General features: G+C 31.9%; 11 protein-coding genes. 2 read left to right on the top strand and 9 right to left on the bottom strand.

Annotation, left to right across the window (positions count from 1 at the left end):
- Nucleotides 1-2: 2 nt before the first annotated feature.
- The 8 genes from FYJ71_RS03555 to FYJ71_RS03530 form a co-directional block, all read right to left on the bottom strand.
- Nucleotides 3-1,562: a fibronectin type III domain-containing protein gene (locus FYJ71_RS03555; protein WP_154537408.1), complete on the bottom strand. Its 1,560-nt coding sequence runs from the start codon at nt 1,560-1,562 to the stop codon at nt 3-5.
- 180 nt (nt 1,563-1,742) lie between these two features.
- Nucleotides 1,743-2,138 (bottom strand): asparagine synthase C-terminal domain-containing protein, encoded by a 396-nt coding sequence (locus tag FYJ71_RS10045; protein WP_268878332.1) that lies wholly within the window; start codon nt 2,136-2,138, stop codon nt 1,743-1,745.
- A complete protein-coding gene (gene asnB, locus FYJ71_RS03550; protein ID WP_268878331.1) occupies nt 2,135-3,595 on the bottom strand; it encodes an asparagine synthase (glutamine-hydrolyzing) in 1,461 nt (486 codons plus the stop codon). The genes FYJ71_RS10045 and asnB overlap by 4 nt, the downstream gene beginning before the upstream one ends.
- 95 nt (nt 3,596-3,690) lie before the next feature.
- Entirely contained in the window at nt 3,691-3,906 is a 216-nt protein-coding gene (locus FYJ71_RS03545) for a hypothetical protein (protein ID WP_154537407.1), read from the bottom strand.
- Nucleotides 3,907-4,201: 295 nt separating this feature from the next.
- Nucleotides 4,202-4,903: a hypothetical protein gene (locus FYJ71_RS03540; protein WP_154537406.1), complete on the bottom strand. Its 702-nt coding sequence runs from the start codon at nt 4,901-4,903 to the stop codon at nt 4,202-4,204.
- Nucleotides 4,904-5,130: 227 nt separating this feature from the next.
- A complete protein-coding gene (locus FYJ71_RS10040) occupies nt 5,131-5,259 on the bottom strand; it encodes a hypothetical protein (protein ID WP_268878330.1) in 129 nt (42 codons plus the stop codon).
- Nucleotides 5,260-5,379: 120 nt separating this feature from the next.
- Nucleotides 5,380-6,033 carry a fructose-6-phosphate aldolase gene (gene fsa / locus FYJ71_RS03535; RefSeq protein WP_154537405.1) on the bottom strand — a complete coding sequence of 218 codons (654 nt, stop codon included), beginning with the start codon at nt 6,031-6,033 and terminating at the stop codon, nt 5,380-5,382.
- 35 nt (nt 6,034-6,068) lie between these two features.
- Nucleotides 6,069-6,641 (bottom strand): xanthine phosphoribosyltransferase, encoded by a 573-nt coding sequence (locus tag FYJ71_RS03530; RefSeq protein WP_154537404.1) that lies wholly within the window; start codon nt 6,639-6,641, stop codon nt 6,069-6,071.
- Nucleotides 6,642-6,812: 171 nt separating this feature from the next.
- Between FYJ71_RS03530 and FYJ71_RS03525 the strand changes: the two genes are divergently transcribed.
- Nucleotides 6,813-8,312, top strand: a complete 1,500-nt coding sequence (locus FYJ71_RS03525; RefSeq protein WP_154537403.1) for an IMP dehydrogenase — start codon at nt 6,813-6,815, stop codon at nt 8,310-8,312.
- Between the two features lie 152 nt (nt 8,313-8,464).
- Here the strand turns inward: FYJ71_RS03525 and FYJ71_RS03520 are convergent, their stop codons facing one another.
- Complete coding sequence (locus FYJ71_RS03520) at nt 8,465-10,108, bottom strand: M3 family oligoendopeptidase (protein WP_154537402.1); 1,644 nt, start codon at nt 10,106-10,108, stop codon at nt 8,465-8,467.
- A 268-nt stretch (nt 10,109-10,376) separates the two neighbouring features.
- On the opposite strand from FYJ71_RS03520, the gene FYJ71_RS03515 reads away from it, so the two are divergent.
- Entirely contained in the window at nt 10,377-11,516 is a 1,140-nt protein-coding gene (locus tag FYJ71_RS03515) for a PTS transporter subunit IIC (protein ID WP_154537401.1), read from the top strand.
- Nucleotides 11,517-11,550: the final 34 nt, after the last annotated feature.

Here is an 11,550-nt window from a genome sequence, read left to right as displayed (position 1 = left end):
TCTTAATCACTTAAACTTGTATACACTGGTAAGGCTTTGCTGAAATCGGACACTTGCCCCTTTGAATTAATCGCTACGACAAAGAATTCATAATTAATACTTCCATCCTTCAATTTCAATGTAACATTGTTTTTCTCAATATTTTTAGCATACAATATGTATTTTTCCTCCTGAAGCTTCTTGTTCACATAATAAACTCTGTATTTATATTTTTGCTTATTGTCAAGATGCCTCCATTTTAGATGAATTGTTTTCTTTTCAAAGTCTATATTATAGTCAAGCCCCTTGACTTTTCTATTCTGAAATTCTACATTTAGATCCTTTCCAATAGTTACAATATTGCTAGGCTTTGTTTCTTTGACACCATTATATCCCACAACATATATTTGATAGTCTTGATTTTTTTCCAACTTTAATATTGTTGAGACTCTATTTCCTACTGGAACACTTCTCTTATATGCTTTAATATTTGTAAATGCCTCAAATTCGCCATCGCCTTTTTTTAGATAAACTCTATAAGTATTTACATATTCAGAAAAGTCCCATCCGATTTCAAGTGTGCTACTATCCTTGTCATTGCTCAATCTGTATTGTAGGTTCTTTATTTCGATATTTTCAAATTCGGGCTTTACTACAGAAATAGATGTGTACGTTTTTTTATTTCCAGAATTAATTTCTACTTGGTATGTACCAATTCTATTGGCGTTGACTCTTCCGTTTGCATCAATTGTAATACCATAGCTAGTTTCTATTCCAGAATCTCCATTTATAATTCTTTTATTTTCATCATACTTCGACTGGTCAACATTGTCTAGTACAGAATATTTAACCTCTGATTTTTCATTGTTTGGAGATGTTTTAATACTTGGATTCAAATCAACACTTTGATTTTGTTCAAGCTCAAAGTATTTATCTATACTCAACTCATCGACCCTAGGATATATCTTTATTGTTTTTTGGATCTCTTTCCTATCATACCTTGAAATCAATTTTGCTTCTCCAGTTCCAACTGCTTCAACATAATCGTTCTCTATCTTTAATATTTTCGGATCTGTAGTCGAATAATTAAATTTGTACCCTTTTTCCAATTTTTTATACTCTTCAATGTCAACTACACTTTGTATTTTTGATCTATCTCCGTAATAGTTTAAATCTGATCCGAGATTGATTTTTAAATCATTTATTTTCGGATTTACTACCATTATTGTCGCTTTTCTCAAAACACGATTTTTATTCATTATTCCAATCGTGGAATAGCCCTCTCTCAATGCTTTTATCTTGTTGTTTTTCATGGTTAGTACATTTTTCTTATCCAATATTACAAACTTTAGATCGGGTTTCTTCGCAAAGGAAGGTACAACGATGTAGTCTCCTGCCGATACATTTACCTCATCTCCAACCTTAATAACGTACTTATTAAGATTTGTAATAAATGTTCCACCGATTATTCGTATATCAATACCTTTAATCATAGGCATGACATATCCATGCTTTAATCCAATCGACAATAAAATAAACAAAATAGGAAGGATAAAAATTAATATGTTACTTTTCTTCTTCATAAAAATTTCTCCTTCCTAAAATATTAATATCTTTAATTGACTAAATATTAGCCTTACTTTTTTATATTTCTTTTATTATTTTGTATTAATCTTATTTTTGTATATTAGCTTTTCTTTTTTATATTGGCTTTTCTTTTGTATATTAGCTTTTCTTTTGTATATTAGCTTTTCTTTTGTATATTAGCTTTCCTTTATAAAATATCTTTCGTACCACACCAAGAATACCAATATAGTATAAATTTTTCTGGCATTATTTGATATACCATTGTAGTGTTCATCAAGTATTTTATTTATTTTTTCTTCTTCAAAGAATTCAGCTACATATGGCTTATTGAAATAGTCTTTGACAAAATTATAATACTTTTCTTCTCTAAACCAATGCTTGATAGGCACTGGGAATCCTTTTTTCTTTCTCTTATACCATTCTTCAGGTAGCTTCTGTTCGGCAGTTTTTCTAAGAATATATTTTGTCGTACCATTCGCAATTTTTTGCTCAGTACCAATTTCTTCACCGACACGCATTACCTCTTTATCAAGGAATGGTACTCTAAGCTCTATAGAATGTGCCATACTCATCTTATCCGCTTTTTGAAGAATATCCCCTTCCATAAAAACAGCTTTATATCTATCATCTGTTTTTTTGTTACATCATCCTTGCCCTTTACCATATCGTAAATCGGTTGAGTGATTTGTCTAACAGTTCTAGAATTTTGGAATCTCGGCTTAAGTATTGATTTTGCCTCTCCTTCATCAAATATCAAAGCCTCTCCTATAAATGTTTCCTCAACAGGTCTTCCTGCTCTCAACAGCGTAGTTTTTCCTCTAAATTCAGGTAATCCCTTGGCTATTGCAGCTGCTGGCTTTAAAATAAAGTTCGGCAATTTTTTCAGTTTTTTCTGTCCGGCATCATCGTCATACCACTCATATCCACCAAATATTTCGTCAGCACCTTCTCCAGAAAGAACAACTATTACACCATTATCCCTTACAAGCTTTGATAAGAAATACAGTGGCAAAGTCGAAGGGTTTGACTGTGGCTCATCCATATGATATTGAATTGTTTCAAGATTTCCAAGACAATCATCTCCTGTAATAGTTTTTCTTATGTTCTTTATTCCCAATATTTTCGATAATTCAGCTGCATAGATTGACTCATCAAAATTTTCCTGCATAAAACCTATCGAAAAAGTAACATCTGGCATCAAACACGCTGTAACGTAACTTGAGTCTATACCTCCAGATAAAAATGAACCAAATGGAACATCAGTATGGCTGTGAAGCTTAATAGACTCTTCCATAACTGATTGAATTTTTTTGATATTTTCATCAACTGTGTGATGTTTGTCATTAAAGCTGACATCCCAATATTTTTCAATTTTCATTTCTCCATTTTCAAAGACAAAGAAATGCCCAGGTTTTAATCTTTCAACCCCCTTGAAAAATGTTTCATCAGCCTGAGATGAATATTGGAAAGTCAAATACGGTTTTAATGCCTTTTCGTTCAACTCTTTCTTAAACAATGGGTGTTCCAAGAAGCTCTTAATTTCAGAGCCAATCAACAAGCCATTTTCATTCCCATTTTTGTATTTGTAAAAATAATATGGCTTTATACCAAAGTGATCTCTGGCTCCAAAAACTCTTTTATTCTGCTTGTCCCATATACAAAAAGCAAACATACCTCTAAGTCTATTTACCAAGTCAGTTCCATATTCTGTATATCCATGAATAAGTACCTCACTATCTGTTTCACTTATAAAGTGATATCCTTTGGCTATCAAATCATCCTTAATATCCTGATAATTATATATTTCACCGTTGAATACGAGAATTTTGTTACCATCCTCACTGTACATTGGCTGAGCACCCGATTCAGATAAGTCAAGTATGCTCAATCTAACAAATCCCATTGCTGCATTATCATCTATGTACTTACCTGACATATCAGGACCTCTATGCCAAATCCTTTTATTCATATTGTCAATTATTTCATTTTTGTTTTCAACAGTATCAAAAAATGCTGTAAATCCACACATATAATTAAATTCTCCTCACTTAAATTTATTATCTTATATTTTTTATTTATTCTAAACCATACCAATTGATAAATGAAGATAAACACCATCAGTGTCTATTTTCTATTATTCATTTTCTTTATTTTTTCAAAAACTATTTCACAAAGTACAAATGTCACAATAAATAATAGCACATAGTAAACAATAGCTTTGCCAATATCTTCTTGAAATAGTTTTTCAAAATTGCCATTAGAGTTTTTTATCATGTAGTCTATCCCTGAAACTCCAACAGCAAATAGAAAAGAGTTTAAATGCTGTTTTTTATTTTTCATATCTATCTCCTTTTTCAATACTAATATTATATCACAAGAAGTTAGTTTTTCCCACACATTAACAAACATTAAGACTACAAAAAAGAATAACTCTTTAGCCAGAAACTGCTCAAAAGTTATTCTTTAATTCTATTACCATCTTCTTAATTCTATTATAATCAGTATGTCTTGATTTTATTGTTCTCTTAAAATCAAACTTATATAACTATTCATCACTCATTGAAATTTGAGATATTAATATTAACTTTCATTAAATCTTAAAATATCAATTTAAGTATCAATCTAGAGTATTTTTTTATTCATATATATCCATATATCCTGATGGATGGAAATAATACATCTCTTTTGTGTTCTTATCTACAAATACACCCATATCAGTAGGAACATCAGGTAGGTATACGTAGCCTTCATGACCTTTTTCTTTTAGAACACTAAAATCTTTTTCATCTCCCATGTAATTATAATCGACACTTGAATTTTTTGATTTAAGTGCTTCCAATGCCTGTGACTTTGTCAACGCAGTACCTTCATTATTATTTGGTACACTATCTACTGAGGAATCAATCTTTTTAGCCTCAACAGTAGCCTCCGCATTTTCATTATTGCTTTTTGAAGCCGTATTTTGGATATTCTCATTCTTTACAGAATTTTTGACATCATTTACAGCTTTTTTATCGTATTTCACATTTCTGTAAGTCTTTTTATTAGTCTTTTTTAATGTTGTTTTTTCACCCAAATCATTGTTGTTATATTCTTTATCAACCTTTTCTTCAACTTTTTGAACTACCACACTACTCTGATTATCCAATAGCTCAGGAGCTTCATTACTACTTTCTCTGCTATTGACAACATTACTATCAGATACTGTGACATACATAACATCGTCTTTAATATTTGCATTATTAAGTTTTTTATTTGTATTCACTGCCCCAGAAATAGGACTAACCAAAGCCAAACCAGTAACTAAAATTCCAATTGTAAATAACCTTTTTTTCATAATATCACATCCTTTACTTCTATATTTATATCATACCACTTTTTATAAAAAATATTGATTACAGTGGTGTTATTTAGCATTACATTTTAGTTACAAAGGTTACATATTGTAATAAGTTCACTACCTACAACTTCTGACTCCAAATAACACTGCTTTCAAAAAATATCAGATGCATCATTAAAAAATATTTAAATAATTATTCTACTATTAGAATAATTGTATTAACACTATTTTTTCATTTTTCTCAGCATTTTTATTCCATTTTTTAATACTTCTTCAAATGTTATCTCTTTAGCATATATATTTTTTCTTGAGTATGCTTGCCATCTTTTTAGAAAAGCTTCATTTGTTTTCAAATTTTCAAGCAGATCAATTATTTTGTCAATATCAAACTATCACAATTTCGTACTTCAAAATGAAAAAGGGATCGCTTCTAATTAATAATAGTTGCAATCCCTTTGTAGTGTCTTAATATTTTATTTTATATTTAAAGATGCCTTTTCAATATCCTTGTTAAATGCTTCTATACCTCTATCAGTCAGTGGGTGGTTGATCATCTGCTTGATTACCTTGTATGGTACAGTGGCGATATCAGCTCCCATTTTTGCTGCATCTATAACGTGTAGAGGATTTCTAACACTTGCAACTATTATTTCTGTATCTATAGAATTTATTGCAAAAATTTCTGTTATTTCGTCAATTAAGCTAAGTCCGTCAAATGATATATCATCTAATCTTCCTACAAATGGACTTACATAAGTTGCACCAGCTCTAGCTGCTAACAAAGCCTGACTTGCTGAGAAGATCAATGTAACATTTGTCTTAATTCCTCTCTTTGTAAACTCTTTTACAGCCTTTAAGCCTTCTTCACACATTGGAACTTTGATAACGATATTTTTGTGAATTGCTGCTAGCTTTTCACCTTCCTTAATCATTTCAGCATGATCCATGCTAAGTACTTCTGCACTTATTGGTCCATCAACTATGCCAACTATTTCATTTACAACATCAGTAAAGTCTCTTCCTTCCTTTGCTATCAATGATGGATTTGTAGTAACCCCACAAATTACACCTAATTCATTTGCTGCTTTGATTTCTTCGATATTAGCGGTATCAATAAAAAATTTCATTTTTTCCTCCTAAATAATTAATAATATATAAATTTTTATTTAAACTTTATCATTTTATTCTCCAGCGACTCAATACACGCCAAAGATTCAACTCTTATCCCCTTATCCTCTAAAAGTATGCTTCCATCCTGATATGACTTTTCTATTACTATTCCTACTCCAACGAGCTCTGCACCTGCTTGAGTAATGATGTCAATTAAGCCCATCACTGCTCCGCCTTTCGCCAAAAAATCGTCAACAATCAATATTTTCTCTCCACTAGAAATATATCTCTTTGAGACCATGACATCATATAGCTTGTTCTTTGTATATGAGAAAACCTTGGATTTATAAACATCTTCATCCAAATTACTAGACTCATTTTTCTTTGCGAAAACTACTGGAACATAATCAAAATACTGTGAGGTGGCAGTAGCAATAGCAATGCCTGATGATTCTATAGTCAAAATCTTATCTATTTCCACATCGTAGAATCTCTCTCTAAACTCTTTGCCTATCTCGTTTAAAAACTTAACATCAATTTGATGGTTTAAAAAATTGTCTACCTTTAAAATCTCGTGACTATTTACCGTACCATCTGTTAAAATTTTATGTTTTAGGGACTGCATATTAATTCCTTTCGTTTTTTATTCCATTTTTCAGTTCTATTTATAATTCATTATCCAATTATATTATAAACTATTTGAAGTTTTTTTTCTATCTTATTTTTTTATTTGAAACTAAATATAATATTTGATATAATATAGGACAACACTATTTTAAAAGGAGATGAAAATTTAATGGCTTTTTATTTTGATACACCTTCGAGAACTTTTAGTGAATACCTATTAGTTCCAGGGTATTCTTCTGCTGATTGTATACCAGCAAACGTTAGTTTAAAGACACCGGTAGTTAAATTTAAGAAGGGTGAAGAACCTACTCTTACTATGAATATACCACTAGTTTCGGCAGTTATGCAAGCCGTTTCTGATGATAGAATGGCAGTTGCTCTAGCAAAAGAAGGCGGGATTTCTTTTATATATGGCTCTCAAACAATTGAGAATCAGGCTGCCATGGTTACTAGAGTTAAAATGCACAAGGCTGGATTTGTTGTCAGTGATTCAAATTTAACACCTGAAAATACATTATATGATATTTTGGACCTAAAGGAAAGAACTGGGCACTCTACAGTTGCCATCACTGATGATGGGACAAGCACTGGAAAATTACTTGGTATAGTTGCAAGTCGTGATTACAGAGTTAGTAGGATGGATAAAAATACAAAGGTTAGCGAGTTTATGACTCCAATCGAAAAAATTGTCTATGCAAATAAAAATGTTACTCTAAAGGAAGCTAACAACATTATCTGGGATAACAAGCTGAACTCCCTTCCTGTTTTAGATGACGAAGGTAAGCTTATGTATATGGTATTTAGAAAGGACTACGATTCTCACAAGGAAAATCCTTTGGAATTGCACGACTCTCTAAAAAGATATGTAGTGGGTGCAGGTATCAATACAAGAGACTATGAAGAAAGAATACCGGCATTGGTCGATGCTGGAGTTGATATTCTATGTATAGACTCATCTGAGGGATATTCAGAGTGGCAGGCAAGAACTATAGCATGGGTAAGAGAAAAATATGGCGATACTGTGAAAATTGGAGCTGGTAATGTTGTTGACAGAGATGGCTTTAGATTTTTGGCAGAGGCTGGTGCAGATTTTATCAAGATAGGTATCGGTGGTGGATCAATATGTATCACTAGAGAACAAAAAGGTATAGGAAGAGGTCAGGCAACTTCAGTTATTGATGTAGCAAAGGCCAGAGATGAATACTTTGAAGAAACTGGTATTTATATCCCAATTTGTTCAGACGGTGGAATAGTATACGATCATCACATTACATTGGCCCTTGCCATGGGAGCAGATTTCGTAATGCTTGGAAGATATTTCTCTAGATTTGATGAATCACCTACAAACAAGGTAAATATAAATGGCGTATATATGAAGGAGTATTGGGGTGAAGGCTCTGCAAGAGCGAGAAACTGGCAAAGATACGACCTTGGTGGAGACAAAAAACTTTCTTTTGAGGAAGGTGTTGATTCATATGTTCCATATGCGGGTTCATTGAAGGATAATGTTGGCATGACTCTTTCAAAAGTTAGGTCTACAATGTGTAACTGTGGTGCATTGTCAATACCAGAGCTACAGAAAAACGCAAAGCTTACATTGGTTTCTTCGACTTCAATCGTTGAAGGTGGAGCTCATGATGTAATGCTTAAAGATAATAGAAATCTATAAAAGATAATATAACGGAAAAATGATAAAGTGATATAATCAAAAAAATAGCTAACTTCAAAAATCGAATTACTGAAGTTAGCTATTTTATCTATAATCATATTATTTACATATTATTTGTTGTTATAATATCAAATAATATTTTTAACCAAGCTCTATTCACACGTAGTCTTATAGTTTAATGGATTTTTCAATCCAGCTATTTCGACAATATCTAAAAATGAATATTTTCCTCCTACTCTACATATATCAATGTATTTTTTCCATGCTTTTTCGTAGTCTAATTTAGACAGTTCATAGAATTGCAGAGCACAAAGCTGTGCCAATACATAATCTATATAATAGAATGGATCTTTAAAGATATGTCCCTGCCTAAACCAATATCCACCATTTTCCAAAAATGCCAGATCAGAATAGTCTCTATGTGGCAAATACTTCTTTTCCAATTCTCTCCAAATACTTTTTCTTTCACTAGGACTAAGGGTTGGATTTTCATATATTATATGCTGAAAATGATCAACCAAGGTTCCATATGGTATGAATTTCAATGCGGAATCGTGATGGTATTTCTTATATTTTTCTTCGTCGTCACCAAAAAATAAATTCATCCATGGATATGTAAAAAATTCCATACTCATGGAATGTATTTCACAGCTATCTAACGTTGGAAACGCAATTTCCGGCATATCGATATCTCTAGATAAGTACATTTGTAATGCGTGTCCTATTTCATGTGTCAAAACGTCAATATCATCAACAGTTCCATTGAAGTTTCCAAAAATAAATGGATCTTTAAATTCCGACAAAAGAGTGCAATATCCACCCATGGCTTTATTTGGTCTTGGTTTGACATCGAACAATTCATTATTTACCAAATATGTATAAAATTCACTTGTCTCAGGAGAAAGTTCATTATACATTTTTGCACCATTTGAAATAATATATTTACCATTCCCAATTAATCTTGCATTTCCATCAGAAAAATGAACTCCTTCATCGTAATAATCGAATTTTTCAGAGTTTAGCCTATTTGCCTGCTCCAAATATATTGAGTTTGCCAAAGGAACATATTTTTCAATCACTAGCTTTCTTAAGTTTTCTATATCCTTCATGGAGTAATCAGTTCTCAACATTCTCATATAGCCAAGCTCAATAAAATTATCATATCCTAGCTTATTAGCCATTTCATGCCTAATTTCAACTAATTTATCGAAAATCACATCGAACCTTTCTTCGTTTTTTTCAAAAAAATCAGTATGAAGCTTAATCGCTCTCATTCTCAATTCTCTATCAGACGAGCCCATATACGGTGCCATATCAGAAAGATTACACACTCGCCCATCAAATTCAATCTTTGCAGAAGATAACAATTTTGTATATTCGCTCATAAGCGAATTTTCTATTTGCAACAGCTCAACAATTGATTCTGAAAAAGCTTTTGCTTTTAACTCAACAATAGAATAAAATTGCTTTCCAAATTCAGCAACAAGCTCCTTTTTAATATTTTTTTCAAGTAATGTCTTGTAGAAAACATTATCGAGCTTTTTAAAATATGGGTCATACTCATCCCAATAATTATTTTCCTCACAAAATAACTCATCTGTAGTATCTATTGAATACCTTATAGAAGCATATTCTTTCATAGTATCTGCATGATTCCTAATTCGATTAATCTCATTTATAAATATTAATATTTCTTCAAAATCATTGCAATGTCTTATTTTCTCAATTAATCCTAAAAATTTAAGTTCAACATCCTCATAAGACACTCTTTCATATTTAATATCAGAAAATTTCATCTCATCCTCCTAAAATACTGCTCTGTGTTTGATAATTAGCATACCGTTCAAATAAAATCCAGTATAATCATATAACTTATTTTATTGCTTTCGCCCCAAATAATCATGCTAATACTATTCTATTATACCATATTTAATTTTCATACTTGATTATTTATCATAAAAGATTTATAATATATATGTCATGACACTTGTAAATGTTTAATGTAAAGTTATTTCTTTAATATGTCAGGTCATGTTATAATATTTCAATTTAATAGGGGGAAAGATGAAAAATATTGATAAAAATAATATTGGTAAAAATGATATCGAAAATAGAATAATTGCAGAAAAATCCAAATCGCCTACTCTGAGAAAGTTTTTCCATAGGTACTTTATTCAGGCGTTAAATGGAATGGCTTTAGGATTATTTTGTACATTGATTATAGGACTTATTATTAAGCAAATAGGAATAAGCATAAGTGGACCAATTTCAACCTTTATGATCACTATTGCTACAGTCGCTATGTCCTTGACTGGAGCTGTAATAGGTATTGGCGTTGCCCATGCACTTAAATCTCCAAAGCTGGTAATTCTCGCCTCTGGAGTAAGTGGTATGGTGGGTGCATTTGGTGCTGCTTTTAATTCAGGGAAGCTGCTAAACGAAACAGGTCAGTTTGTTATTTCTGGTGCAGGTGATCCACTTGGTGCCTTTATCGCTGTCGTTATTGGTGCCGAAATAGGAAGATTAGTTTCTGGAAAAACTAAAATTGACATTATTGTCACTCCCTTTGTAACGATTATGGTTTCATCTATTGTTGCATTTACACTCGGACCAATCCTAATGAATGCTATGACAGCATTAGGTCATTTTATTATGATTTCCACAGAGCTACAGCCATTTTTAATGGGAATAATAGTATCAGTAGTTATGGGTATTGTTTTGACACTTCCAATAAGCTCAGCAGCTTTATCTATAATACTCGGTCTTTCTGGGATTGCATCTGGAGCAGCGACAATCGGATGTTGTTGCCAAATGGTTGGATTCGCTGTAATTAGCTTTAAAGAAAACGGATGGAACGGACTTTTGGCACAAGGTTTAGGTACATCAATGCTACAGGTTCCAAATATTATGCGCAAGCCTGTCATCTGGATTCCGCCAATCATTGCTAGTGCGATATTGGGACCAATATCTACAGTAGTTTTGAAGCTTCAAAATAATCCTGCTGGTGGTGGTATGGGAACATCTGGCTTGGTTGGACAACTTATGACATGGCAGACGATGTCCTCACATTCAAACAATGCCATACTTCTCGTGGAAATAATAGTCTTCCATTTTGTTTTGCCAGCAGTAATCTCATTAATCGTATCGAAATATATGAGAAGTAAAGGTATCATAAACTACGGAGATTACAAATTAGATTTATAAGATAAATTTTTTATTGATTAATCTTTTTTGTAAG

Source organism: Peptostreptococcus porci (assembly GCF_009695815.1).
Taxonomy (GTDB): Bacteria; Bacillota; Clostridia; order Peptostreptococcales; family Peptostreptococcaceae; genus Peptostreptococcus; species Peptostreptococcus porci.
Note: the sequence above shows the minus strand (reverse complement) of the source record. Positions and strands in the feature narration are given on the sequence as shown.

Excerpts from the sequence above, each read along its gene's own strand:
- asnB (WP_268878331.1), bottom strand. The coding sequence starts at position 3,595 with ATGTGTGGATTTACAGCATTTTTTGATACTGTTGAAAACAAAAATGAA.
- fsa (WP_154537405.1), bottom strand. The coding sequence starts at position 6,033 with ATGAAATTTTTTATTGATACCGCTAATATCGAAGAAATCAAAGCAGCA.
- FYJ71_RS03520 (WP_154537402.1), bottom strand. The coding sequence starts at position 10,108 with ATGAAATTTTCTGATATTAAATATGAAAGAGTGTCTTATGAGGATGTT.
- FYJ71_RS03525 (WP_154537403.1), top strand. The coding sequence starts at position 6,813 with ATGGCTTTTTATTTTGATACACCTTCGAGAACTTTTAGTGAATACCTA.
- FYJ71_RS03530 (WP_154537404.1), bottom strand. The coding sequence starts at position 6,641 with ATGCAGTCCCTAAAACATAAAATTTTAACAGATGGTACGGTAAATAGT.
- FYJ71_RS03545 (WP_154537407.1), bottom strand. The coding sequence starts at position 3,906 with ATGAAAAATAAAAAACAGCATTTAAACTCTTTTCTATTTGCTGTTGGA.
- FYJ71_RS03555 (WP_154537408.1), bottom strand. The coding sequence starts at position 1,562 with ATGAAGAAGAAAAGTAACATATTAATTTTTATCCTTCCTATTTTGTTT.
- FYJ71_RS03540 (WP_154537406.1), bottom strand. The coding sequence starts at position 4,903 with ATGAAAAAAAGGTTATTTACAATTGGAATTTTAGTTACTGGTTTGGCT.
- FYJ71_RS10045 (WP_268878332.1), bottom strand. The coding sequence starts at position 2,138 with ATGAGTATGGCACATTCTATAGAGCTTAGAGTACCATTCCTTGATAAA.
- FYJ71_RS03515 (WP_154537401.1), top strand. The coding sequence starts at position 10,377 with ATGAAAAATATTGATAAAAATAATATTGGTAAAAATGATATCGAAAAT.